At 40.9% G+C, this 25392-nt stretch carries 22 protein-coding genes; 11 read left to right on the top strand and 11 right to left on the bottom strand.

What is annotated here, in order from left to right; translation table 11 throughout:
* Window positions 1-134: 134 nt before the first annotated feature.
* From PY092_RS05590 to PY092_RS05615, 6 genes are all read left to right on the top strand, one after another.
* Entirely contained in the window at window positions 135-998 is an 864-nt protein-coding gene (locus tag PY092_RS05590) for a sigma-70 family RNA polymerase sigma factor (RefSeq protein WP_100817395.1), read from the top strand.
* A gap of 187 nt (window positions 999-1185) precedes the next feature.
* Entirely contained in the window at window positions 1186-1845 is a 660-nt protein-coding gene (gene rpe / locus PY092_RS05595) for a ribulose-phosphate 3-epimerase (protein ID WP_275614859.1), read from the top strand.
* Complete coding sequence (locus tag PY092_RS05600; RefSeq protein ID WP_275614860.1) at window positions 1845-2813, top strand: YpdA family putative bacillithiol disulfide reductase; 969 nt, start codon at window positions 1845-1847, stop codon at window positions 2811-2813. The genes rpe and PY092_RS05600 overlap by 1 nt, the downstream gene beginning before the upstream one ends.
* A 130-nt stretch (window positions 2814-2943) precedes the next feature.
* Window positions 2944-4485, top strand: a complete 1542-nt coding sequence (locus tag PY092_RS05605; protein WP_275614861.1) for a serine hydrolase — start codon at window positions 2944-2946, stop codon at window positions 4483-4485.
* Between the two features lie 75 nt (window positions 4486-4560).
* On the top strand, window positions 4561-5034 hold the full coding sequence (locus PY092_RS05610; protein WP_275614862.1) for a glutathione peroxidase: 474 nt from the start codon (window positions 4561-4563) through the stop codon (window positions 5032-5034).
* A gap of 127 nt (window positions 5035-5161) precedes the next feature.
* Entirely contained in the window at window positions 5162-5773 is a 612-nt protein-coding gene (locus PY092_RS05615; RefSeq protein ID WP_275614863.1) for an acetolactate decarboxylase, read from the top strand.
* A gap of 5 nt (window positions 5774-5778) precedes the next feature.
* On the opposite strand, the gene PY092_RS05620 is transcribed toward PY092_RS05615, so the two are convergent.
* From PY092_RS05620 to PY092_RS05635, 4 genes are all read right to left on the bottom strand, one after another.
* Window positions 5779-6822 (bottom strand): ATP-grasp domain-containing protein, encoded by a 1044-nt coding sequence (locus tag PY092_RS05620; protein WP_275614864.1) that lies wholly within the window; start codon window positions 6820-6822, stop codon window positions 5779-5781.
* Window positions 6823-6827: 5 nt separating this feature from the next.
* Window positions 6828-7544, bottom strand: coding sequence for an NRDE family protein (locus tag PY092_RS05625; protein ID WP_275614865.1), 717 nt, complete (start codon window positions 7542-7544; stop codon window positions 6828-6830).
* Entirely contained in the window at window positions 7532-8017 is a 486-nt protein-coding gene (locus PY092_RS05630) for a DinB family protein (protein ID WP_275614866.1), read from the bottom strand. Before PY092_RS05630 ends, PY092_RS05625 begins: the two co-directional genes overlap by 13 nt.
* A 66-nt stretch (window positions 8018-8083) precedes the next feature.
* Complete coding sequence (locus PY092_RS05635; RefSeq protein ID WP_275614867.1) at window positions 8084-8527, bottom strand: YHS domain-containing (seleno)protein; 444 nt, start codon at window positions 8525-8527, stop codon at window positions 8084-8086.
* Window positions 8528-8802: 275 nt separating this feature from the next.
* Here PY092_RS05635 and PY092_RS05640 point away from each other — a divergent pair, with 275 nt between their 5' ends.
* Both PY092_RS05640 and PY092_RS05645 read left to right on the top strand, forming a co-directional pair.
* A complete protein-coding gene (locus tag PY092_RS05640; RefSeq protein WP_275614868.1) occupies window positions 8803-11235 on the top strand; it encodes a TonB-dependent receptor in 2433 nt (810 codons plus the stop codon).
* A gap of 10 nt (window positions 11236-11245) precedes the next feature.
* Window positions 11246-12079, top strand: coding sequence for a DUF4249 family protein (locus PY092_RS05645; protein WP_275614869.1), 834 nt, complete (start codon window positions 11246-11248; stop codon window positions 12077-12079).
* 92 nt (window positions 12080-12171) lie between these two features.
* Here the strand turns inward: PY092_RS05645 and PY092_RS05650 are convergent, their stop codons facing one another.
* Window positions 12172-12666 (bottom strand): MarR family winged helix-turn-helix transcriptional regulator, encoded by a 495-nt coding sequence (locus PY092_RS05650; RefSeq protein ID WP_275614870.1) that lies wholly within the window; start codon window positions 12664-12666, stop codon window positions 12172-12174.
* A 135-nt stretch (window positions 12667-12801) separates the two neighbouring features.
* Between PY092_RS05650 and PY092_RS05655 the strand changes: the two genes are divergently transcribed.
* Window positions 12802-14151: a S41 family peptidase gene (locus tag PY092_RS05655; protein WP_275614871.1), complete on the top strand. Its 1350-nt coding sequence runs from the start codon at window positions 12802-12804 to the stop codon at window positions 14149-14151.
* Between the two features lie 388 nt (window positions 14152-14539).
* On the opposite strand, the gene PY092_RS05660 is transcribed toward PY092_RS05655, so the two are convergent.
* Window positions 14540-15694 carry an MFS transporter gene (locus PY092_RS05660; protein WP_275614872.1) on the bottom strand — a complete coding sequence of 385 codons (1155 nt, stop codon included), beginning with the start codon at window positions 15692-15694 and terminating at the stop codon, window positions 14540-14542.
* Window positions 15695-15827: 133 nt separating this feature from the next.
* Here PY092_RS05660 and PY092_RS05665 point away from each other — a divergent pair, with 133 nt between their 5' ends.
* Complete coding sequence (locus tag PY092_RS05665) at window positions 15828-16847, top strand: SMP-30/gluconolactonase/LRE family protein (RefSeq protein WP_275614873.1); 1020 nt, start codon at window positions 15828-15830, stop codon at window positions 16845-16847.
* Window positions 16848-16851: 4 nt separating this feature from the next.
* Window positions 16852-17232 (top strand): winged helix-turn-helix transcriptional regulator, encoded by a 381-nt coding sequence (locus PY092_RS05670; RefSeq protein WP_275614874.1) that lies wholly within the window; start codon window positions 16852-16854, stop codon window positions 17230-17232.
* A gap of 68 nt (window positions 17233-17300) precedes the next feature.
* Here the strand turns inward: PY092_RS05670 and lpdA are convergent, their stop codons facing one another.
* From lpdA to PY092_RS05695, 5 genes are read right to left on the bottom strand one after another with little or no spacing between them, the layout of a single operon-like run.
* A complete protein-coding gene (gene lpdA / locus PY092_RS05675) occupies window positions 17301-18707 on the bottom strand; it encodes a dihydrolipoyl dehydrogenase (protein WP_275614875.1) in 1407 nt (468 codons plus the stop codon).
* A 1-nt stretch (window position 18708) separates the two neighbouring features.
* The gene (locus PY092_RS05680) at window positions 18709-21762 is read right to left on the bottom strand and encodes an efflux RND transporter permease subunit (RefSeq protein WP_275614876.1); all 3054 of its coding nucleotides are present in this window, start codon (window positions 21760-21762) and stop codon (window positions 18709-18711) included.
* Entirely contained in the window at window positions 21759-22811 is a 1053-nt protein-coding gene (locus PY092_RS05685) for an efflux RND transporter periplasmic adaptor subunit (RefSeq protein WP_275614877.1), read from the bottom strand. The genes PY092_RS05680 and PY092_RS05685 overlap by 4 nt, the downstream gene beginning before the upstream one ends.
* A gap of 2 nt (window positions 22812-22813) precedes the next feature.
* Window positions 22814-24175: a TolC family protein gene (locus PY092_RS05690; RefSeq protein WP_275614878.1), complete on the bottom strand. Its 1362-nt coding sequence runs from the start codon at window positions 24173-24175 to the stop codon at window positions 22814-22816.
* Window positions 24176-24186: 11 nt separating this feature from the next.
* A complete protein-coding gene (locus PY092_RS05695; protein WP_275614879.1) occupies window positions 24187-25371 on the bottom strand; it encodes a thiolase family protein in 1185 nt (394 codons plus the stop codon).
* Between the last annotated feature and the right edge of the window lie 21 nt (window positions 25372-25392).

The following is a 25392-nucleotide window of genomic DNA, read 5'->3' on the forward strand; positions in this document are numbered from 1 at the left end:
TAAAAACAACCCCGGGAAAACACCTCGGGGTTTTGTTTTTAAAAAAAATGTAACCAAAATGTAACTTTTCGGTTTTTTGAACGTATAACCTAATGAGCTCCGGTTCACAAATTTAATTTGAAGGGATTTTTTAGATGAGACAGTTAAAGATTACAAAACAGGTTACCAATAGGGAAACCGCTTCGTTGGACAAGTATTTGCAGGAAATCGGTAAAGTGGATTTGATTACCGCTGATGAAGAAGTGGAATTGGCACAGCGAATTAAAGCGGGAGACCAAGTAGCCTTGGAAAAATTAACTAAAGCCAACCTTAGGTTCGTTGTTTCTGTGGCAAAACAGTACCAAAACCAAGGGTTGACACTTCCTGATTTGATCAATGAAGGAAACTTGGGACTTATCAAAGCAGCACAACGTTTTGATGAAACCCGTGGATTTAAATTTATTTCATACGCTGTTTGGTGGATTCGTCAATCTATTCTTCAAGCTTTGGCAGAGCAATCCCGTATTGTTCGTTTGCCTTTGAACAAGATCGGCTCCATTAACAAGATCAACAAAACATTTGCTTTCTTGGAGCAAGCACACGAGCGTCCACCATCCGCAGAGGAAATTGCCAAAGAATTGGACATGACAGTGGAAGACGTGAAGCAATCCTTGAAAAACTCAGGTCGCCACGTATCCATGGATGCACCTTTAATCGATGGTGAAGATTCCAACCTTTATGATGTATTGCGCAGTGGTGAATCTCCAAACCCGGACAAGGAACTTTTGCACGATTCCCTTCGTACTGAAATCGAGCGTGCATTGGAAACCCTTACCCCTCGAGAAGCTGACGTCATCAGGCTTTACTTTGGTTTAGCGGGTCAACATTCCATGACCTTGGAAGAAATCGGTGAAACTTTTGATCTTACCAGAGAAAGAGTTCGTCAAATCAAGGAAAAAGCAATCCGTAGGTTAAAACATACTTCCAGAAGTAAGATTTTGAAAACATATTTGGGATAAAGTGTGAAAAACACTCCATAAATTACAGTTAAACTATCCTTAAATTTGATTTTTGGCAGGAAAGTTGTAATTTAGTAAGATATAACAGTTTATCATGACTGTTCGTTTTTTGATTGATGAATAAACTCCGGCTGATTACCGGAGTTTTTTTCGTTTAAGGATGGCTGTAATTGGCTAACTTTGTACTATGAACAAATCAATGATTGCCCCTTCGCTCTTGGCATCCGACTTTGCCAATCTTCAACAAGAAATAGAAATGGTGAACCAAAGTGATGCCGATTGGTTTCATTTGGATATCATGGATGGTGTTTTTGTTCCGAACATTTCCTTTGGAATGCCAGTGATACAAGCTATCGCCAAGCATGCCAAAAAGCCATTGGACACCCACCTTATGATTGTTGACCCGGACAGGTACATTAAAACTTTCGCCAATTTGGGAGTAGATCATTTAACCGTTCATTACGAAGCATGCCCCCATTTGCACAGAACCCTTCAAGCTATAAAAGCAGAGGGGATGAAAGCAGGGGTGGCCATCAACCCACATACTTCCATAAAATTATTGGAAGATACCATTCAGGATATTGACATTGTTATCGTGATGAGCGTTAACCCAGGTTTTGGAGGTCAATCTTTTATCGAGAACACCTATCAAAAAGTTGCCGACCTAAAGGAGCTCATCAATCGAAAAAATGCAAATACATTAATTGAAATTGACGGTGGCGTAAATGCGGACAATGCCAAAAAATTGATGGATCATGGAGCGGATGTTTTGGTTGCCGGCAGTTTTGTTTTTAAAAGCGACAACCCGACCGAAACCATTAAAAAATTAAAAGAAGAGATAGCATAATGCAGCAATTTGATGTTGTCATCATTGGGGGTGGCCCCATCGGAATCGCCTGTGGCCTAGAAGCCAAAAAACAGGGCATTTCTTATATCATTATTGAAAAAGGACCTATTGTAAATTCCTTGTTCAACTATCCCGTGAACATGCAGTTCTTCTCCTCTTCCGAAAAGTTGGAGATTAACGAAATCCCTTTCATCAGTAAAGAGGCCAAGCCGAAACGTAACGAGGCCTTGGAATATTACCGTAGGATCGTGACCTCAAACCAGCTCAACATCCATCTTTTTGAAAAAGTGCTGGATACCGAAAAGCAAGGAGAAAACTTCTTGGTCAAGACAGATAAAGATGAATACCAGGCCAAAAACGTAGTCGTTGCAACCGGATTCTACGACCTGCCCAACACCATGGATATTCCAGGTGAGAATCTACCAAAGGTATCCCATTACTATAATGACCCACACTTTTATGCCAGTCAAAAATTGGTAGTGGTCGGCGCCAGTAATTCTGCCATAGATGCCGCTTTGGAATGTTGGCGGAAAGGCGCAGAGGTAACCCTTGTGATTCGTGGTCCTGAAGTGGGGCCACGCGTAAAATATTGGGTACGACCAGATATCATCAATCGTATTGATGAGGGTAGCATCAAAGTGTATTACAATTCAACCGTCAAGGAAATAAAACCTCATGAAATCGTCATCAATTCACCAGAAGGGGAAGTGACCTTGGAAAATGATTTTGTGCTGGCACTAACAGGCTACAAACCCAATTTTGCTTTTCTGGAAAAACTGGGCATCACATTGTCGGACGATTCCAAAAGATTGCCCAACTATGACCCTGAAACCATGGAGACCAATGTAGACGGTCTATTTTTGGCAGGTGTCATCTGCGGAGGTATGGAAACCCATAAATGGTTTATCGAAAACTCGCGCATTCATGCCCCCATTATCATGAAAGCCATCAAGCAGAAAAAACTGTAACGGACCAATCGTATATACCCAAACAATACATCTGGAAATCATTTGATTGCGGAAACTGGGAATTTATCCACTATATTTATGAAAACAATCAAACCACCTGAAAGGTACCGGTTTTCATAAATTCACTCCCATGCTTAAAATTAGATTTTCCCTTGTTGCCCTTTTCCTGATTTTCCACTACACACAGGCTCAATCGACCACCAATGTCGACCTAGAGGCAGTGGATGCCTATTTTGCCAAAATGGTAAAGGATTGGGATGTGCCGAGTGCATCCATCGGAATTGTTAAAGACGGTCAACTGGTCTTTACGGGAAATTACGGCGTACTGGAAGTTGGAGAAAGCGAAAAACCCAACGAAAACACCCTATATGCCATCGCATCCAATTCCAAGGCTTTTACCACAGCTATTATTGGGATGCTGGTACAAGAAGGTAAGTTGGATTGGAACGACAAGGTTAAAAAATATTTGCCCTATTTTGAATTGTATGATCCTTGGGTCAGCGACAATACCACAATCAGGGATATTCTGAGCCACCGGGTTGGTTTGGGCACATATAGTGGTGACAATATTTGGTACAAATCCAATTTGCCCGCCAAAGAACTCATAAAGCATTTTAAATATGTTCCAAAGGCATACGATTTCAGGGCTGGCTATGGGTATTCCAATTTAATGTTCATTACGGCAGGAGAACTCATTGAAACCGTTACCGGAAAAAGCTGGGGAACCAATGTGAAAGAACGTATTTTGGAACCTCTGAAAATGCATCGGACCATTTCATCCATCAATGATTTGGACAGTAAAGGGAATTATGCAACCCCACACGCCAGAAAAGACAATCAAAACTACGCCATCCCATGGGCCAATTGGGACAATGTAGCGGCAACAGGCGGACTGATTTCCAGCGTTTCCGATATTTCCAAATGGATGATCTTCAATTTGAACCATGGAATAATCGGGAAGGATACGCTTTTGGCAAAACGTACAAGAAATATGGTCTGGACCCCTCACAACAATCATTATGTGGACCATACCGTCCCCAACGACTTCAACCAACATTTTAACGCTTATGGACTAGGATGGGGCTTGAGCGATTATCAAGGTCGATTAAAGGTCGGTCATACCGGTGGATATGATGGTATGATTACGGCCATCACCATGATTCCAGATGAAAAATTGGGCGTTGTTGTTCTGACCAACGGCCCCAAAAGCCCCATTATGGCAGCAACATACTACGCTTTGGACAATTTTTTGGGTGTAACCACTGAAAAGGATTGGTCCGCAGATTATCTGAAATTGAAAGATGAAGCCCAGGAAAAGGATACCCGCATTGCCGACAGGAAGAAAAACAGGGTTTTAAATACCGAGCCCATCATCAAACCAGAGGATTTCGTAGGCGAGTATGAATCCAAAGTCTACGGCAAAATCGATATTTTGAAAAAGAACAATGAGCTGAAGTTGGATTTCTCCCATTCGCCGTTACTCTCTGCCACCTTGACGCATTGGAATTTTGATGTATGGCAAATCCACTGGGACCACCCCCATGCATGGTTCAGTTTTGGAACCATCAAGATTGAAACGGACAACAATTTAAATGTGACCGGTTTTGATTTTGATGTACCCAATGACGATTTCTTTTTTGAGGAGCTGAAACCCCAAAAAATCAATAGATAAGCTTATCTTATAATGGGTACATATCTCAACATACTATTTTACATTTCTAAATCATCCTAGAAACAACTTTCCCAAATGAACTTTTACGATTTTGAAGCAGAACGATTGGATGGTACTCCTGAATCCATGGAAAAATACAAGGGCAAAACAATTATCGTGGTCAATACCGCCAGCAAATGTGGCCTTACACCTCAATATGAAGGTCTGGAATCACTTTATAAGACATACAAAGAGCAAGGATTAGTGGTTTTGGGATTTCCCTGCAATCAATTTGGCAATCAAGAACCTGGAACCACCAATGATATTCAAGAATTTTGTCAAGTCAATTATGGTGTCAGCTTTCCCTTGTTTGCCAAAATCGATGTCAACGGAAGCGATGCCCATCCTATTTTCAAGTACCTGAAATCGGAATTAAGTGGTTTGTTGGGGAGTAAAATCAAATGGAACTTCACAAAATTTGTCATTGATAAAACCGGTAAGCCTGTAAAACGGTTTGCGCCGACCACAGAACCTGCCAAAATGGAGGCATTTATCCTAAAAATAATCTAGGTAAATCATATCGCTGATGATCAATTATAGAATTTTATGGGCTTTGACGATTTTCTTATTCATTCAATGTAAATCACCACAAAAAGAGACCCCAAACAACCCGACAAATTTACAAATAGTCGGTGCCATGAAAAATGTAATGTGGAGTGGTGATTTGGATGGCAAAATCGAACTGGATTCCATACAAAACAAGTCTGGCCTTTATGGAATTGGCCCTCAAAGTTTTCTGACCGGGGAAATATTGATTAATGATGGTGTGAGCTATTTGTCCAAAGTCACTTCGGATTCCACCATGTCCGTTGAACGAAATTTTCAAGTTTCCGCGCCTTTCTTCGTTTACACCAATGTTACAGAATGGAAACAAATAAAACTACCACAAGATATAAAGGACATTAAAGATGTAGAAAACTTCTTAAGTTCCATGACCACAGAACAGGGTACTCCTTTTGCCTTTAAATTGGTGGGGGATATTTCAAATGCTATCATCCATATTCAAAATCTGCCCATGGGAACCAAAGTATCTTCCCCAGCAGAAGCCCACCAAGGCCAGACCAATTACTCTCTAATTGATGAGAAGGTAGAGGTAATCGGGTTCTTCTCCACAAAACACCAAGGTGTCTTTACCCATCATGATTCTTATTTACACATGCACCTGATTACCAAGGACCTAAGCAAAATGGGACATTTGGATGAAATGGAGATAGCGAATATGACATTGTTTCTGCCAGAAGGGTTCTGACCACTTCAAACTACCTTTAAACGAGACTGCAAAGCCCCAGTTTCCTTGAGCATGGTCCTGCCATCCTTAAAACTTAAATACGTGCAACCTGCCCTCTTGTTGGTAATACTGATGTCGCACAACATGCCCCAATGACGGGCAACCTCTCGCCAAGCCCAAAACAATGAATGTTTGGGATCGTAAATATGGGTAGCCTCTCCCCCTGCTCCATTCACTTCGATAATGCTAAAGTTCTTTCCTTGACAAAGTTCCTCAATGGTATTGTAAAGAACATCCAATCGGCCATAATGGAAACCTTCCATTTGGGAGCAGATATGATCAATTGTTTGCATCAACTCCTCATTGATCTTATGGCTGATATCCACGAACTTGGCGCCTCGGGTATGGCTTCCGTAGGGCACCAAGACAAATTCTTCGTTCTTTTCCAATACATTTTGAAGCTGGCTGCCAAACTTCTGTTCCAACACCTTTAACTGCAAGTGGCTACGAGGATTCCTTTTGATGAGTTCCAACATGGTACACTGCCCATCGCCTGTGATGGACAAAAATTCCTTGGACACTATACCTGTAATTGTGCCGTGAGCTTCATCTGGCTTGCGAACGTAAAAGATACCCACCTCTTTTTGGTATGGGATAAGTTCTTGCACCAAAAAGTTCGAGGGCGTCCAATTCACATATTTCTGAAATTCATCTTTATTATGGATTTTTTCTACCCCAAAGGCCTTCATTCCAATGTCCGGTTTGGCGATAAAAGGAAAATTGATACCTTCATCCAGCACCCGTTCCAAAGCCATTTCAGGGGATTCATCTTTATCAACAAAAAGTGTTTGGGGAATAAACCGATCTGGAATCATATTGTATATTTCCATTTTGGAAATCATGGCCATCCCCCCATTTTTCATTCCAGGATTGGCGGCGTTAAAAAAGAAAAAGGAACGCGCCTTGATGGAATAGTACAGCCAAACGGGAAACATGGGGTAATAAATCAGCCAAAACGGCCAATATTCCCAATGAGAGATTCGATGCCATATAAGTTTCAGTGCATCCATTTCAGTTACAAAGTGAGTTCGCTAGGCGAAAAAGGAACTTCGAAAAATCTATCGTTCAGCAAATCCAAGTGGCGCATCACAATTTCCTCGTCATCCAAAACAGCTTGGGTAACGCTAAAGGTTTTTAGACCAGAATCCCGATCAATTATAAAACCGTTCTCAAAATCATCATGGTTATTGGAATGAAAGTCAACCACCCCACCTGTGGAAATTTGGGAATTTCCGTCCATGAACTTTTGAAACAATTTTCTTCGATGTTCGATCACCTCATCTTTATAAAGTGTGGCAGAGGACCAAATATGGCTTTTTGTCGCATCCAACGGTCTAAAATATTTTTGATGGCCATCCCATCTAAACTCCAATAATTTACCATTGAACAAAATCAAGGTAAAAGGTTCTATGTTCAGGAGTTGCATTTCCTGAAGCAGATCATAAGGTTGCTCGGATGCGACAACATCCAGAAGCACCAATCCCCGACTACGGGCATAATTCCCCTTTGGAACATGATTCACAAAACCACCATTGAGGAGCACGGCCACCGAACCGTACTCGTTAAGAGCGAACCATGTGCCCCCTGCTTTGGGGTCTTTCGGAAAAAGCACCTTTACCGAACCTATGGTTTCCTCTTGCGGCCGCAAGGCCAAAGGCCTTGAAATATGTTCATCGCGGTTGGAGGTAATAACCCGCTTGCCACCTGAAGATATAAAACTTACTGTGCACATGCCTTTCTGTATTGTATGGTAGATGGCGCCACTCCAAAAGACTCAGGGATTTCTTGTGTGGAAAGGTGCCTAATCCCGACTTTGATCAAAGCTTGGTGATGGATGGTATGCTCCAAATTGTACATCACTTCCCTAAAGTAATTGGAGTCCATACAGTTTTCCTCTCCTGCTAGCTCATAACTGATTTTTATGGTCTTATTGGGTTTGTTCAAATGCTCCTGAATATATGTCAACCTATCCAATGCATAAGCCAAATCCTCCTCAATTTGGAGGTTGCGCTCCCTGCGATCATAGGAAACATCGGAAAGCTCATACCCTTTGATCAAACAAAGGTAAAGCTCGATGATGTGTCGCGTGTGCTGCCCAATGGTGGCATTGGACAATATCTCGCATGGTTGGGAATAACAATCTTTGGATAGTTCAGACAGTACCTGCTTAAACTGCTCCAAAGTTTCCAAGGAAGATTTGAACATGATGTTTAGTTATAGGTTATTTAATTCGTATTTCGATGAATTTGAGCATTAAGATAGAAAGAATAATCAATTCTTTATTTTCTCCCAGTTTTTATCTGCTTCGGAAACCAAATCATTTGGAGAGGCATCAAGCCAAAACTGCAGGGTGTTATTCTTTCCTTTGTTGTAGAACAGATAAAGTTTTCCGTCCCTGATTTCGTAAGTCTCTGGATCCACATTTACCTTTTTACCGCTGGTAGCCACTGCATAGGCGCAATAGCCTCCATACTTTGGAAGATAAGAGGATGGGCTTTCCCTGAACTTTTCTAAATTTTCTTGGTTGTAAAACTTAAACCCGACTCCATCATAGGTTGTGGAGAACTCTTTCTTTCCTTCCAATGGCCTATCGCCAAAATACGATACTACATCATATCCATGGACAGCATATCCGTTTTTGGTATTGTAATCCATGGTTTGGGCAAAACCGAAAGCTCCCATCATCAATAAAGCCAACAATAAAAATCTCTTCATTGCTAAATAATTAGTGAACAACTCTCAGTTTAGTCCAAAGAGATATGGATTCCTTTCAATCAATACAGAAATAACTTCAAACCTCAATCACTTACCCATAACAATTGCAGACTATACCAATTCTAAAGATGCACACCTACTCCTACCCTTCCATTAAAAACTTGGGGGAATAAAAAAGTCCGCTTCAATCAGATTATTGACCCTTTCACATGAAAAGCCCAAAAATCCCAGGGTATTTGGATTTCTTTCGCAGTAAATCAATCTTATCGATTTACATGAAAAAAACAGCAATCCTATTTTGTTTCATTTTTATGGGGTTTTATGCCCACAGTTTGGAACTAAAAAGACTATTCAACCAAAGTGGGTCACCGGAGAAAATAACAATAAGCGGTATTGTCAAAGATCTAGCAACAGGTGAGACACTTCCTTTTGCAAATGTTTTTGTAGTAGGAACAAACAATGGGACAACCACCAATATTGATGGGTATTTTACCTTGTTCGATGTTCCTGTTGAAAACACAAGCATTCGGGTAAAATACATCGGATATGAGGCCAAGACCATAAAAGTAGCGTCAACGATGGCCAATACCAATATTGAAATATTCCTCACACCCACCACAGAACAATTGGATGAAGTTGTACTTTCCGCTGAAACCGAACAACAGGTGGTTCGGTTCAACAAAAAAGTCAGCCAAGTGGCATTGTCTCCCAAGGAATTGGCGTCTATCCCGAACCTTGGTGAAAAAGACATTTTCAGGGCCCTGCAATTGTTGCCCGGGGTGAGCGGGACCAACGAGTCATCTGCGGGATTGTATGTGCGCGGTGGGACACCCGATCAAAACCTGATTCTGTTAGATGGGTTTACCGTTTATCATGTGGACCATTTTTATGGATTTTTCAGCGCTTTCAATAGCGAGGCGCTTAAAGACATTCAACTTTACAAAGGCGGGTTTCCAGCAGAATTTGGTGGAAGAATTTCCAGCATAATGGAACTCACTGGAAAGACCGGCAATAACAATAAATTTACTTTATCCGCAGGGGCAAGCTTATTGAGTGCCAATATTGCCATGGAAATTCCTTTGGGGAAAAAAGCCAATCTTTTAATTGCGGGCAGGAGATCATATACCGACATCATTCAAAGTGGTCTCTACCAGGACATATTCGACCTTTATAACGATGACAGTTCCTTTGGATCGGACGACCAAAATATGGGAGGTGATTTTCAAAACCAACGGAACGAGACAGAGCCCACTTTTCATTTCTATGACCTTAATGCAAAACTCAGTTATCGGCCAAGTGACCAAGATATTATTTCCCTATCCCTATACAATGGGGAAGACAATTTGGATAATTCCCGGGAATCCCAAAACACTTTTGGGCAAGACAATGAAGGCAGTGTGGACACGAACATAAGTGATGTGTTGAATTGGGGGAATTTGGGGAGCAGTCTCAGATGGGCAAGAAAATGGAACGAAAAACTCTATACCAAAACAATTGTTGCCTACTCCAATTATTTTTCCAAAAGGGACAGACTAAGTGATGTAACCGTACAACGCACCGACAGCACCACAAACAGCGTACTGGGAATAATAGAGGACAACGAACTCAAGGACTTGACGGCTCGCCTCCATGCCGAATATCAGATCAATTCCGATCATATGTTGGAGTTTGGCGGCCAGTACACTTCCAATCAGGTTAAGTACGATTATATCATGAACGATTCTTTGGAAATCATTACACGGGACAACGACGGTAATTTGGCATCTTTATTTGTTCAGGATAATTGGAGCGCAACCTCGAAATTAGATCTTTTGGGAGGAATAAGGGTTTCACATTTTGATATTACAGAAGAAATCTACTATGAACCCAGGATTTCAGGCACATATCAATTGTCCGATGAAATAAAACTTAAAGCTGCTTGGGGCAAATACTATCAATTTGTAAACCGAATAGTTCGAGAAGATGTTACCCAGGGCAGTAGGGATTTTTGGCTATTGGCCAATGACGAGACCAATCCCATTAGCTCCTCAGAACATAGGATATTCGGCATAAGCTATGAAAACGATGGTTGGCTATTGGATGTCGAATATTTTGAAAAGGACATGACCGGACTGTCCGAATTTTCCCTTCGGTTTCAATCTGCACTAAGATCTGGTTCCGATGACCAATACTTTTTTGAAGGAACGGGCATTGCCCGTGGAGTGGAATTCCTGCTTCAAAAAAAGGTCGGTGCCTATACGGGTTGGTTGGGATATACATTGAGCGAAGTGGTACATACCTTTCCCGATATCAGCGACAATCCATATTATGCACTGCACGACCAACGCCATGAGCTTAAATGGGTGAACATGTTAAAAATAGGAAAGTGGGATCTCGGAGCCACTTGGGTCTACGGCAGTGGTAAACCCTATACTGCCCCCGATGGTGAATATACCATCACTTTATTGGACGGCACCACCTATGAGTATGTGAGTGTAGGTGATAAAAATGGGCTTCGCCTCCCCCCATACCACCGGTTGGACCTGAGTGCCACCTACTCTTTTAAATTGGGAGGGGGCACTGGAAACGCGGGGCTATCCCTCTTCAACCTTTACAATAGGACAAACATTTGGTACAAAGAGTTCGAGGTGGTAGAAGACAATGTCATCGAGACCAACGTGAACTATATTGGATTTACCCCAAGTATATTCTTCAATGTTAAATTTTAATCCAAAAACAATGAGACTATTAAAATATATAATGATTACGTCGATTATACCTCTAACAGCATGTGAGGATGTCCCTGATTATAAGGTACAAAGTGAACCCGTAATTGAAGCCTACTTGTACGAAGGTGACCCAGTTGACGATATTATATTAAAAAAATCGAGTTTATACAACGAGGAGGACAATGATCAAACAACCTACCTAACCAATGCCAATGTTCATATAATCCTTGATAGTGAAAGTTATGAATTATCCATGATGCCAGGGGAAGCAGGTCGTTACGAATACACGGGAGATGATCTTACGATCAAAATAGGTGAGACATACAGAATTGAATTTGAGCATGAGGGAGAAACCGTTCACGCAGAAACCACTATCCCCCCACTTCCAGAAAATGGTAATATTTCACATGATGAAATATACATTCCATTGATTGACACCCCATCTGAATTGAGGGATTTTACCGAGTCCTTTCAAGAAACAATCGATATAACATGGAACAATGAAAATGATGACTATCACTACCTTTTAATCGAAAACATTGAAGCAAATCCAGAGCCAATCAACCAATTGGAGGCCCTAGCGGGAATCGGGGAGAATTTTGAATATGTCAGTTCGCCAACACAATCCAACATTTTTTCCTTAAGGGCCACGGTTCACTATAATCAATTTGGCCTGCACCGGGTAACACTTTTCCATGTAAACGAGGAATATGCCCAGTTGTATGAGACGACCAGTCAAGATTCCCGTGACCTGTACGAACCATTCACTAATGTAAAAAATGGGCTGGGAATCTTTACCGGGTTCTCCAGTGTGACCTTTTATTTTGAGGTACTCAAAAAGTAATGACAAGGACCCTATTAGGATAATCCATTTAATTTTGAGTATTTAATGAAAGTCAACCATCTTTTAGAAATGTGTAAAACCGACCTATGAAATTAGCTGAGTGTTCCCATCAACTTTTTCAACAATGGAAGAAACGCTTCCTTCTCCTTTTTGGTAAGGCAAGCGATGGAATCCTTTGCTTCATTGAACCGAATTTTAATTGCTCTATCTATTATATCCTTTCCCTTTTCTGTCAGTCCAGCTTTCTTGACCCGACCATCCATTGCATCAGGAGATCTATAAATAAGACCTAATTTGGTTAACCTATCAAGTAAAGCGGTCATGGCCCCTGAGGTTATCAAGACGGATTGCATGAGTTCTTTGGGAGACAATTCAAAGGGCGATCCACTGCGTCTCAATGTGGCCAATACATCCAAATCTGTATAATGAATCTCAAACTCACCCAAAGATTGATTGGCTCTTTTTTCCAAGCCTTTACCCAAAATCAGTAATCTTCCGACTATGTGCATGGCAGTAGCATCTAAATCCGGTCGTTCTCGATTCCAATCCGAAATCAAAGTATCGATAATGTCATTTTTATTCTCCATTTCACTAAAATTACAGAAAACTATCTTTATATAAAGATAAAATTGAATATATTCACCAAAGTATCTTCATGTAAAGATATCCATACATGAATTCATCATCAAAAACTAAGTTTAGTAAATCTTAAAAGAACAATCATGAAATCAACAATTCTGTTACTATTAATGGTTTTGACTTTTCCCCCATTAACTGCACAAAAGAGTCCTTATGAACATTTAAAGACACAGTTGCCGCCCGAAGATCTAAAGTCGGATATTGACACTTGGTTTGATTGGTTGCATGCCACCCACCCCGATTTATCCTATACCGTAAAAGATATAGACAGGTTATATCAAAGTGTGGCACAAATAAGGGATAGTATTATCCATCCTATGGAAATTTTAGAGTTTTGGAAACGTATATCGCCCTTAAACAGTCAATTATCTGACGGACATACATTTGTTGGATATATCAACAGTACCATTGTTGAAGATTATATTTTAAATGGAGGAAATTTATTTCCTTTTGAAGTCATCTTCAACAAAGACGATCTGGTCATCCATTCTCTGATTGATGGAAAACCTTCCGAATATATGGGACATCAAATAGTAAAAATCAACAACATTCCCATAGAGACCATAACATCTTCCCTATTGTCAAGAATAAATGGTGATTCAGAAGAGCACCGGAAAGCCATATTGCAAACAAAGTTCTCCATATTTTATATGTTGATGTATGGAGAACAGCAGAAGTTCGACATTGAAGTACTGTATGATAAAAAAACGCAGGTGATTTCCATAAATGGTATATGCGGCCTTCCCAAACTTTATCGGGAAGAAACCTTTGAAGACAATTTTGATTTAAAGATCCTGGACCATGAAAATGCGGTGCTCACAGTCAATAGCTTTTGGTGGGATGACCCGGAAAGGTATTACTCCTTCATGGATACATCTTTTTCCGCTCTTCAAAGCCATGGGATATCCCATTTGATAATCGATATACGTAAGAACGGAGGCGGTGATGATCAATTTTGGATGAAGGGCATATTAAGATATATTGCGGACAAACCCTACCGTTGGGGATCAAACTACAAAAAGAAAATTATTGCCAAATTCAGGGACCCTGGTGAGGTCATTGGCTCCATTAAAGAAGGGGAAATAGATACATTGATTCCTGTTGACACCACAGCAACCAACACATTCAAAGGAAAAGTATCCATACTGATTGGCCCATATACCTATTCATCTGCCATTTTGTTCGCCAATACTGTTCAAGATTATACGTTTGGGCAACTGGTAGGAGAACCAACAGGAGGCAAGAGCGGGCAAACAGGTTCTATCCAATTCTTTAAGATGCCAAACACAGGACTTACAGCTGTCTCGCCACGATTTTATTTGGAAAGGCCCAATGGGGGGAAAACCACCGAACCCGTAACACCGGATATCATCATTGATTATAACAAATTGTCTCCTGACGAACTCATTGCTTTTCTTTTAAATCAACATTGACTTAGCCAAGTCATTGTGTTTGACCAAGTCAAATCATCATATCTTGGGTAAAATCCAATGAGACAAGGCTCTTGATTCATCTCAAATTCCAACTTTCATCCAAATGGGAAACATGCAAAAACAGTAAACCATATTAGGTAATACAAAATACAACCAGCTATGCTATGAACTTACTGTTTTTGCAAGATTTCCTCTTGAGCAAACAAACTATTTATCAATACAGATTGACCATTAGTAAAACCATAATGAAATTTGGCTATGAATTAAAAAAATCCGAGTAGTTCATTTATCCAGGTTACTTGAATCCCGCATAGGTGGCTCAGATTATCCGGCTTATCCATTGAATGGTTGCTTTAAGTTTTTCCACGCCCAATTGACCGCATGAAATTCACACTCGCATTTCTTTCACAAATTTCACTTTCATAAAAATCGTGAACAAGCACATCAGTAAGCAAACAATACTTGACCATATTACATTGTGTACACCGTAACTTGCAATCCAAAACCCACCAAGTAGTGTACCAATCGTTACTGCAAGGTTCCCACATGAGGTAAACAAGCTATTTATCAATTCGGATGTACCGGATATGGAAGAAGTCAAATTTAAATTGCCGATCACAAACCCTCCCGTATGGATCAATCCCCAAATAGCCGTTATTAAGACTATAAGCCAATAATACATTCCAAACCAATACACCAAAAGGTGTACACTGATCAATAACACAATAAAAAGGACAGTTGCTTTCTTTGGGTATTTTCCCATATATTTTCCAGCCAACCGGTTACCATATATCCCCATTGCACCAAACACCAAAAGCATTAGGCTAATATCCGTTCCATCCATCTTGGAAACCGACCCTAAAAATTCGGCCATATAGGCATAGGTGGAATACATTGCCGTGATTATTAGAAACGTAATCAGAAAATTGACCCATAGAACATTGTTCTTTAAAATGCCCAAATCCCTTTTTTGGGCAACTTTCTTCTCCGTCTCGATCGGTGGCATGAAAAACCAAAGTCCCAGAACAGATACAAGATTTATTAGGGCCGACAACAAAAAGGAAGCCTGCCAACCAAATAAATCGGAAATATAAGTGGCCATGGGTACACCGAGAACGGTTGCAATGGTCAAACCCGAAAAAACCATGCTGACCGATTTGGAAGAGTCCCCATGAGTTGATTGTCGGGCCGCAATGGAAAGTGCAATGGACCAATAGACCGGATGAAAAAATGCCGGTACCATCCGTACAAATACCAAAACATAAAAGTGTTCGGATATGACCGAAAGCAAATTGGATACAACAAATATTACCAAAGAAAAAATCATAAGGTTTTTTCTATTGTAAGATGACAACCATTGGACCATGAACGGACCAGAAAAGGCCACAACAATGGCAAATGCACTTAACATCAGTCCAGCCGTATCTATGGTCACGTTAAAGTAGGCTGCCAGGTCCGGCAATATTCCGATTACGCCAAATTCTGTTGTGGTGATTCCAAAAACACCCACGGCCAAAGCGATCAAAATCCTGTTTTTTTCCATTTTCCCAGTTTTGGGACAAAGATTGGAATTTGGGTTTTGAAATTGTCCATACTTACATTTTGGTCCTATACTTACCTTTTTGTAAGTATGAAAAACATCCTTGTTATGCTCGTAGATTTGTCAAAAAAATAAAATGAAACCCTTCTCTGTTTTAACCATCCTGTTATTGGTGGTTTTCCTACTCTTAAGTTCCGAATTTTATTCCCAGAACAACAATGCCCCTGATTATTTCATCAAGGGCATCGACAATCCGGAGGATTTAATAAAAGTAAATGGTACCGATTGGGCAATTGTTAGTTCCATGGTTTCCACAAAACAATCATCCGGAGCCATTTTTGCATTGAATACAAAGAGCGAATCCATTATGCTACTGTTCCGCTTAATCAATGAACAAGACAATTATGATGGTTTGACCCACTTTTCGCCCCATGGAATATACCTGACACAATCTTCCGTTGGCAACTACCAACTTTATGTCATCAATCATGGAAGTAGGGAGGCAATCGAAATCTTTGACTTGATCATTGTCGATAAATTACCAAAATTGAAATGGAAAAGGCATATCGACTTTCCAAAAAACGTCTGGGCGAATGGGCTTGTTGTGGATGGAGACGGAAGCATATATGCAACAAGTATGTATGATCCGACCGAAAGTGATTTTCTTCAAAAATTTGATAAAGGGAACCCTACCGGTCAAATATGGAAATGGCACAAAACAAAACTTGAGTGGCAACCATTGCTCCCCACCTTTTTTTCCGGAGCAAATGGCATAGCAATCTCGCCCAATGGAGAAAACCTATATGTATCTGAATGGGCAAGGCGAAAAGTCCATAAAATCTCATTGGCGAAAAAAAATATTACGGCATCGGCGACAGTTGGTTTTTTACCGGACAATATCCGCTGGTCCATAGAGGGCAATCTTTTGATTGCAGGCCAAAATGGCCGCCCTGTCGAGGTTTTTGAAAGCAAGGGAATTTCTATCAAAAACATGTACTTTAGTATTGTGGAAATGTCTCCCGAGACCTTAAAATTTGAAGAGTTGATAAAGGGAGGTGGTGCGGATTTTGCAAATGCCACGGTAGCCATGGAGGCCAATAACCTATACTGGGTAGGTTGCGTTCAAAACAATAAAATAGCTGTTTATAAAAAGTAGTAGTATGCCGGAATTTTTTCATGATAGAAAATTATATTATACCCCAATAGAGTTTGCGTTGAGCCATATTGGAGGTACATGGAAAATGCCAATTTTATGGCGCTTGCAAGAATCTGTCCAACGTTTTAACGAACTTAAAAAAGATATTCCCCACATAACGGATAAAATGCTCACAAGCCAGTTACGGGAATTGGAAGCAAAGGGCATGATAAATCGAAAAGTCTATGCCGTAGTTCCCCCAAAGGTAGAATACAGCCTTACCGATAAAGGAATGCAAGCAATCCCTGTTATTGAAACCATCATGAAATTTGGCTATGAATTGATCAAAGAAGAGGGAATTGAATTTCCCTCTAAACAGCACAAGAATGATGATATACCAAGTTAAAAATCCATAGGGGCTCGAAACCGCCATACCAAAAAATCTTTACCCCACCCCCTTAACCGATCCTTCACTTACAAATTGATGGCTTGATCATTATATGAGAGCCTAAAAGCATCTTTTAATGCTTCCGAATAGGTGGGGTGCGCATACGAAATGGAAAACATATCCTTTGCAGTGACCTCATACTCCATGGCCACTACCGCTTGAGCAATCAAATCGGCCGCTCTTGGTCCAATAATGTGTATTCCCAATATCTCGCCATATACAGGCTCTGACAATACTTTTACAAAACCATCCTTTTCCCCTGCAGCCCTTGCTCTGGAACTCGCCGAAAAAGGAAACTTTCCTGTATTGTAAGGAATGTTCCGCCATTTGAGTTCCTCTTCGGTTTGCCCCACGGATGCCACTTCGGGCCATGTGTAGACCACCTTGGGGATTGCATTGTAATTGATATGCGGTTTTTGACCATCTATCCTTTCCACAACAAAAACACCCTCCTCCTCAGCTTTGTGTGCCAACATTGGACCTCTTATCACATCTCCAATGGCATATATGTTGGACTCATGTGTGGCAAGGTTTTCATCGACCTTTATTCTACCGTTTTCATCAACTTGAACATTGGTGTTCTCCAAACCCAATCCTTTCGTATAGGCTTTTCTTCCAACAGCAACCAGAACATACGATGAAACGGATCTTATATTTTCCCCTTTCTGGTTTTGGTAAATTACAACGGTACGGCCCCCTTCATTTTTGACCTCTTTGACTCTTTGCCCTAACAAAACTTGTACCCCTTCCTTTGTCAAGACCTTCTTGAGCCCTTTGCCCAAATCACCATCCATGCCCGACACCAAGGAATCTGCATACTCCAGAACAGTAACTTTTGATCCGAACCTTGCGAATATGGATGCCATTTCACAGCCGATGACACCACCACCTATAATTATGAGACTTTCAGGAATTTCATTTAGGCTCAACGCCTCTGTAGAAGTAATAATTCTTTTCTTATCGAATACAACTCCGGGTATTGAAGCGGGCTTGGAGCCTGTTGCTATAATAAATCTGGATGATGGGATGGTAACAATGCCCTTATCGTTTTCAATTTTCACAGATTCATTGTTTAAAAATGATGCTTTACCCGTGATCACCTCAATATTGTTTTTTGACATGAGGTAATCGATACCTTTGGTATTGGCATCGACAACCTTGTCCTTACGATGAAACACCTGCCCGACATTTAGCTGTGGTGGATTGATGTCTATTCCAAATTCCTTGAACTTCCCCCTTGCTTGATAAAATTTTTTGGAAGTATCCAACAATGCCTTGGAAGGAATACAACCAACATTGGTACATGTGCCTCCCAAGGAACCATACTTCTCCACAATTGCGGTTCGGTAGCCCAATTGTGAGGCTCGGATCGCAGCGACATATCCTCCTGGACCCGAGCCTATTACCATGATATCAAATTGGTTCTTCTTCATATTAAATCCTTTGCTTATATGTTACGGTCAACCATTTGTACAAAATGGGAACAACCAAAAGGGTCAATAAGGTCGATGAAATCATTCCTCCGATCAGTGTCCATCCCAAAGGGGACCAAAGCGATGTTCCCGAAGCTGTCAAGGGAAGCAATCCCACAATAGTTGTCAATGTTGTAAGTATGATGGGTGTAAACCTTCTTTTTGCAGCAGTTTTGATGGCTTCTATTTTGGAAAGCCCCTCTTTCAGGAGTTGGTTGGTATAATCAACAAGGATAATGGAATTGTTCACCACAATCCCCACAAGGCTGATAAACCCGACAAATGCAAAAAATGAAAAAGACCATCCCGTAATAAAAAGGGCAATGAAAGACCCACTTATGGCCAATGGAATTGCAGAGAATATGATAAGGGGCTGTCGAATGCTCCTAAACTGCAAAACCAACACTGCAAAAATCAGTATCAATGCTACCATGAGCAACGTTCCCAAATCCCCAAAACTTTCAGATTGGGTTTCATATTCCCCGCCCACATGGTAAGTATAGCCATTGGGCCATTTATAATCCTTGAGTTTTTCTATTATGGATTCCGTAATTTTTCTGGTTTCCTCAGGATTCGTCACATTAGATGTTATTGCCGTATTCCTATCGGTATTGTAATGATTGATCTTTGCATAGTCTTGATCAAATTTGATGGAAGCAAGTTGACTCAATAAAATATTCTCTCCTCTGGCGTTTGGTACGGATACTTTACCAAAATCCCTGATGGAAGGCCTGTCTTTAAAAGGTATTCTCAATACCAAGGGATATTCCTCATCCTCTTCGCTTATTTTGATTTTATCAATACTCAGTCCGTTTAAACTGGCCCGGACAGTTTGGTCAATATCAAACAATGAGACATTGTACATTGCTGCTTTATCACGGTTTATATCAACTTTGATATCCGTTTTGGCCCTTGCCAGGGGATTTTCCACATCAATGACCCCGGGTGTTTCGGCAATCAGGTTTTCTATATCGTATGATATTCTTTTAAGTGTTTTGAGGTCTTCACCTATAAGAAGAATTTCCACAGGGGCCTCGAAAGGAGCTCCATTCTGCAATTCCCTAAAAGAGATTTTCCCATTGGGATTACTATTGAAAGCCTTTCGGAAACCGTTCAATGTATTGTGGAACCTTTCCTCATCCCATTCCTTGAAATTGATCAATACCTCACCATGATATGTTTTGTACTCCTCTGGAATCCTATTGTAATAGACCTGTGGATTACCATGCCCCGCATTGGTTGTGTAACTTTGCACATAATCCGTTGTGTCCAAAACGGATTCTATAAAACGTAAGGTTTCATCCGTATGGTCAATGTTACTGGAATACGGTTGTTCCACACTCAGTAACAGCATGGGCTTATCGGCCGTAGGGAAAAAACTGACGCCGATTTTTGGGAACAATAGTATGGAACCGATCATGGTAAGGACTCCGATGAGCATGATCAACCATCCTTTTTCGAGGGCAAAATCCAACGTCTTGGAATATTTTTTCTCTATAAAGTCCTCTAGTTTCTCAATAATAACGGATGACTTTGTGGTGTTTTTGTCCTTTAACAGTTTTTGGGCCAAAATTGGGGTAAATACCAATGCCAGAACCAATGAACCGACCAAGACAAATATGACAGTGAGGGGCAAACTGCGAAGAAATACGCCCGGCCCACTTTCCAATAAGGCCAAGGGGGCAAAGGCCAAGACCGTGGTAATGGTGGAACTTACAATGGCATAGCCCACTTCTGCGGTACCCATGGCAGCCGCCTTACCTATACCGAATCCTTCCTTTTTGAACCGAATAATGTTCTCCACTACCACAATGGCGTTGTCCACCAAAAGCCCCAAGGCTATCACCAATGAAGAAATACTTATTTGATGCAGGGCATATCCGGTAAAATCAAGAAGGATTATGGCAATCAGTATCGACAACGGAATTACCGTAACCACTATGGATGCAGGTCGCCATCCCAAAAAAACAAGGATTATGATTCCCACAAGAAACACACCCTGTAATAGGTTGTTCAAAAAATCGTTTATTCTTGATTTAACCGCCGGAGCCTGTTCAAATGGGGTTTCCAATTGAATCGATGCCGGAAGTTTTTTCTTGAAATCTTTCGCTTTTTGGCCGATTTCTTCTGAAAGCGTTAAAATATTGCCCCCCTTTTTTTGATAAACCGACAGATAGATCGCCTTTTCGCCATTGAAACGGGCAATCCATCTAGGATCCTCATAATCGTAATTGATATTTGCAATATTTTTTAGATATACAATTTGATTGTCTTGGGACGTAATGGCTATGTTCCTTATCTCATCCAGCGATTCATAGCTTCCCGATGATTTTATGTTGAATGTCAACTTACCGGACTTTAAGCTACCTCCTGGAATGTTTGCATTGTTGGACTTCAGGACATTGACGACCTGTTTGAGGCTAATGCCCACTTGGGACATTTTTTGAAAATCCAAACTTATCCTTATCTCTTCGTGGGGATAAGCTTCAATCTCCACTTTTTTTACCACGTTGGATTTTTCAAGATCCTTTTCAAGGTCTTCCGCCAAATCATAAAGTGTCCTGAACTCCACATCTTTCGAAACCAGTGCGTATTGATGGACAACATTCCTATCCTCAGGTTTGTATTGATTGATATCGAGCTCCAAGATACCGGACGGGAGTTCGTTTCTTATTTTACCGATTTCCGTAACTATATCATCGTATTTTCCATCATAATCGATACCAAATTCTGCATCAACATTGATAACGGCCAGACCATTGGTAACCTCTGTTTTTATTTCATCGATGTCATCCAGTTCGTCAATCAATTCTTCAATGGGATCTACAATAAGCTCTTCCATATCCTCTGGGCTAGCTCCGGGGTAAACTGCGATAATGGAATATTTGGGCAACTCCAAAAAAGGATCTTCAGATCTTGGCATGGACTTGAAAGATTTGTATCCGATGAAGACCAGAAGGACTATACTGGTAATTACAAACAGCCTGTTTGAAATGGCTAAATGGGGTAATCTCATTTTACTATTTGTATTGAATCGTTAGACCTTAGATATGCGGCACCTTCTATAACAACAGAAGCATTCGGGGGAAGACTTTCCGTATCCACCACCATATAATCCTTTCCAAAATTTGAAACCTCCACCTCTTTTTCGATAGCGGTAAGACCATTCTCCGATATAAAGACTTTCCCAATTGTTCCATTGCCTTCAACCAATGCATCAATAGGGATTTTATATTTTTTGCTGTCAGCTCCCGGATAGAGTTCCACCTTGCCTATAAACCCGTTTTTTAGATCTTCGTGAAATCCTTCCAAGGTCAATTCCACATTGTACAAACCTGTACTGGCATTGGCAGAACTTGCTATTTCTGTCACTATTCCCCTAAGTTGTTCATTGGGGACTGCATCAAATGACACCAATGCCATATCACTCAGTTTTATCCTTATGACATCCTTGTCCGCCAATCCTATCCGTACAACCTGCGAACCATCAAAACCGGATGTCCCAATTTTATAAATGGGCTGGCCTGGAGAAACAATCTCACCTACTTCCACATACTTCTTCAATATATTGCCACGATATGGACTATTGATTATGGCAAACTGACGGTTGAACCGGGCCGTGGTAAGATTGCTCTTTGCAATTTCACTCAGGGTTTCCATATTTTGGACCTGTTCCAAAGTCCCCACAGTATCCCTGTAAAGATTTGTGGCCCTATCAAAATCACGAATGGACTTTTCATAGGTATATTTGGCACTTTCCACTTGCGCATTGATCTCCGATAAATTTAAATTGGCAAGCCTTTGGTTTTTATTTACCGTCTCACCTGCAGAAACATTCAGGGATTGAACGACCCCGCCGATTTTGAAAGATAAGATCGCTTCCTCATTTGAAACCAACACCCCCGAAGCCGTTATCGGATCTATGGATCTTGACTGCTCGAGCGAAATAACCCTAACAGGTTTTTTGTTCGTTTTCAGTGATTTTTCAGCAGTCCTATATTCTTTTTTGCATCCAAAAAAGGTTATGACACCTATTATGATCAAGAGATAATTTGATTTTTTCATTGTTAGAGTTGTAAAGTTCTTTTTAGGTTGGCCTCGGCTATTTTTATATTATACTTTGCAATCGAAACCTTTAACTGTGTATTTGTATAATTGATCCTTGCTTCGTTGAATTCGACCAGTGGCACAAGGTTTTCCCGATACCTGCTCTGAACGATCTTAAAATTTTCCTCTGCGCTTTTAAGACCTGCCAATTGTGCATCGAACACTTTTTGACTCTCGGCAAACTGTAATAAAGCCGAATTGACCTGGAGTTTGATGGAATTTTTCAAGTCCTGAAGTTGAAGTTCCACCTGATTTCTGTAAAACTGTGTTTTTTTAATCTCCGCTCTGTTTCTATTTCCCTTAAATAGTGGCCAGGTAAGACGAAGGTTGACCATGTAATATTCTTGCTCCCCATCAAAGTGATATCCATAGCCCTGATACCCAAAATCGCCTATGACATTAATGTTAGGAATCAAGTAACTCTTGTCTTTTTTCAGATGGTATTGCAACGAATCGATGGAACTCTGAACAGCCTTTATTTCTGAGCGGTTGTCAAGTGCCTGTTGTTCAAGATCTCCTGTCAGTGTGAAATTTGTTGTCATTTCACTGTCCACCAGTATAGAATCATTTAAATTTCTATTCAGCAAGGTGTTAAAGTACATTTTGGAGGTGGAGACTTCCCTCTCGGCTGTTGCTATTTGTGCGTCCACATCAAAAATTTGACTTTCGGAATTATAAATGATATCCCTAGTGGCTATGTGATATTTGACAAATTTTAAGTTGACCCTCGCCAATTCTTTCAGCAGGATTTGGGTGCTGTCCAAAATCTTTTTCTGTTCAAGGTTTTTTAAATAATCGTAATATGCCCTGGTAATTTCAAACTTGAGCTGGGCCTTGTACGATTCTTCTCTTGCCTTGGTGGCGGAGATATTGGCTTGTGAAGCTTTGTATTGGTAATAAATATCCGTGTTCAACAAGGGCTGTACGATTCTCACTTTTGTATCGTGAAAATCGTTTGGCAAAAATTGTTCATCAACGTTCTCAAGATCGGTGGGGAACTGATTGTTTCCATTGATATCGTTCAGACTGGAATGGATGGGGTTCAATAAATCGCCCAAAGGAATGGCTATGGACCTGCCTCCATTTGAAATGCTGTAATCCGCACTCAAGAAGATATCGGGGTACAACTGTCCTTTTGCAATCTTGTTTTCCTGTACACTTATATTGCTTTCCATTTGTGCCTGAAGGAATCTTTGATTTGACTTTATTCCCTCTTCGATATACTTGTCCAATACGGATTGACCAAAAGAGATTTGATGACCGAACAGGGCAAAAGCAATTATAAAAAGATAGGTCGGGTATGATACTTTTTTTGATCTCATGAGATTAACGGTTAGTTTTGAAGGTTCTCGAATATTCCGGCCACTCCTTGCCCTCCTGCCGTGCATGCCGTGACCATACCGTATTTGGAATTTCTCCTTCTCATCTCATGAATTAAGTGAATGGCCAATTTGGTTCCAGTGGCCCCAAGGGGATGCCCCAATGCAATGGCCCCACCGTTGACATTCACTTTTTCAGGGTCTAGTTCAAGTTCTTGGATAACGGCAAGTGCCTGGGCGGCAAAAGCTTCGTTCAATTCATACAAGTCTATATCTTCTAGCCCAAGACCGGCCTTGCCCAAGACCATCGGCACTGCCTCCACAGGGCCTATTCCCATAAAAGCAGGATGTACACCCGTTGCTCCATAGCCCAACATCCTTGCCTTAGGGGTCAAATTGTGTTTTTTCACAAAATCTTCCGAAGCGATCAAAGTAAAGGCGGCACCATCGCTTAGGGGAGAAGAATTCCCAGCTGTTACGGTACCACCTTTTTTAAAAGCAGGTTTAAGTTTTGCCAAAGCATCCAATGAAGTGGTTGGCCTAAAATGCTCATCTTGATCAATTCTTTCCGAAATGTTCTTTACATTACCATCAACATCAATTTTCCTTCCATTGGCGATGATAGGTACAATTTCATCCTCAAATTTATGTTCTACGAGGGCCCGCCATGCTTTTTTATGGGATTCCAATGCAAAAACATCCTGATGCTCACGTGATATCCCATATTTAGCGGCAACATTTTCTGCAGTCAATCCCATGTTGATGAAATAGTCTGGATGTTTTTGTACCATTTCGGGGTTTGGTGAAAACTTGGTACCTCCCTCGGCGATCAATGTCATACTTTCCGTTCCGCCAGCTATAATAACATCGGCCATGCCACTTTGGATTCTTTGTACGGCAATGGCCATCGCCTCAAGCCCCGATCCACAAAAGCGGTTGATGGTCAAACCAGGAACAGACATCGGTAGGGCCATCAATGAGATGAGACGTGCCATTTGCATACCCTGTTCGGCTTCCGGATAGGCGCAACCAAGAATCAGGTCGTCAATCTGTTCCGGATCTATGTTTGGTACCTCTTTCAATAAGTGATTCACAACCTGTACGGCTATATCATCAGAGCGCATGTTCTTGAATGCTCCTTTATGGCTTTTACCCACAGGACTTCGATATCCATCGATTATATAAGCTGTTTTTGACATAAATAATGATTTAACAAAAAG

The sequence above is a fragment of the Flagellimonas yonaguniensis genome (genome assembly GCF_029193885.1).
In the GTDB taxonomy this organism is placed as follows: domain Bacteria; phylum Bacteroidota; class Bacteroidia; order Flavobacteriales; family Flavobacteriaceae; genus Flagellimonas; species Flagellimonas yonaguniensis.

What these genes read in the sequence shown, in the direction of transcription:
- PY092_RS05605 (WP_275614861.1), top strand. Translation starts at nt 2,944, where the DNA reads ATGCTTAAAATTAGATTTTCCCTTGTTGCCCTTTTCCTGATTTTCCAC.
- rpe (WP_275614859.1), top strand. Translation starts at nt 1,186, where the DNA reads ATGAACAAATCAATGATTGCCCCTTCGCTCTTGGCATCCGACTTTGCC.
- PY092_RS05670 (WP_275614874.1), top strand. Translation starts at nt 16,852, where the DNA reads ATGCCGGAATTTTTTCATGATAGAAAATTATATTATACCCCAATAGAG.
- PY092_RS05615 (WP_275614863.1), top strand. Translation starts at nt 5,162, where the DNA reads ATGAAAAATGTAATGTGGAGTGGTGATTTGGATGGCAAAATCGAACTG.
- PY092_RS05620 (WP_275614864.1), bottom strand. Translation starts at nt 6,822, where the DNA reads ATGGATGCACTGAAACTTATATGGCATCGAATCTCTCATTGGGAATAT.
- PY092_RS05665 (WP_275614873.1), top strand. Translation starts at nt 15,828, where the DNA reads ATGAAACCCTTCTCTGTTTTAACCATCCTGTTATTGGTGGTTTTCCTA.
- PY092_RS05695 (WP_275614879.1), bottom strand. Translation starts at nt 25,371, where the DNA reads ATGTCAAAAACAGCTTATATAATCGATGGATATCGAAGTCCTGTGGGT.
- PY092_RS05625 (WP_275614865.1), bottom strand. Translation starts at nt 7,544, where the DNA reads ATGTGCACAGTAAGTTTTATATCTTCAGGTGGCAAGCGGGTTATTACC.
- PY092_RS05685 (WP_275614877.1), bottom strand. Translation starts at nt 22,811, where the DNA reads ATGAAAAAATCAAATTATCTCTTGATCATAATAGGTGTCATAACCTTT.
- PY092_RS05640 (WP_275614868.1), top strand. Translation starts at nt 8,803, where the DNA reads ATGAAAAAAACAGCAATCCTATTTTGTTTCATTTTTATGGGGTTTTAT.
- PY092_RS05590 (WP_100817395.1), top strand. Translation starts at nt 135, where the DNA reads ATGAGACAGTTAAAGATTACAAAACAGGTTACCAATAGGGAAACCGCT.
- lpdA (WP_275614875.1), bottom strand. Translation starts at nt 18,707, where the DNA reads ATGAAGAAGAACCAATTTGATATCATGGTAATAGGCTCGGGTCCAGGA.
- PY092_RS05655 (WP_275614871.1), top strand. Translation starts at nt 12,802, where the DNA reads ATGAAATCAACAATTCTGTTACTATTAATGGTTTTGACTTTTCCCCCA.
- PY092_RS05690 (WP_275614878.1), bottom strand. Translation starts at nt 24,175, where the DNA reads ATGAGATCAAAAAAAGTATCATACCCGACCTATCTTTTTATAATTGCT.
- PY092_RS05650 (WP_275614870.1), bottom strand. Translation starts at nt 12,666, where the DNA reads ATGGAGAATAAAAATGACATTATCGATACTTTGATTTCGGATTGGAAT.
- PY092_RS05680 (WP_275614876.1), bottom strand. Translation starts at nt 21,762, where the DNA reads ATGAGATTACCCCATTTAGCCATTTCAAACAGGCTGTTTGTAATTACC.
- PY092_RS05635 (WP_275614867.1), bottom strand. Translation starts at nt 8,527, where the DNA reads ATGAAGAGATTTTTATTGTTGGCTTTATTGATGATGGGAGCTTTCGGT.
- PY092_RS05630 (WP_275614866.1), bottom strand. Translation starts at nt 8,017, where the DNA reads ATGTTCAAATCTTCCTTGGAAACTTTGGAGCAGTTTAAGCAGGTACTG.
- PY092_RS05645 (WP_275614869.1), top strand. Translation starts at nt 11,246, where the DNA reads ATGAGACTATTAAAATATATAATGATTACGTCGATTATACCTCTAACA.
- PY092_RS05610 (WP_275614862.1), top strand. Translation starts at nt 4,561, where the DNA reads ATGAACTTTTACGATTTTGAAGCAGAACGATTGGATGGTACTCCTGAA.
- PY092_RS05600 (WP_275614860.1), top strand. Translation starts at nt 1,845, where the DNA reads ATGCAGCAATTTGATGTTGTCATCATTGGGGGTGGCCCCATCGGAATC.
- PY092_RS05660 (WP_275614872.1), bottom strand. Translation starts at nt 15,694, where the DNA reads ATGGAAAAAAACAGGATTTTGATCGCTTTGGCCGTGGGTGTTTTTGGA.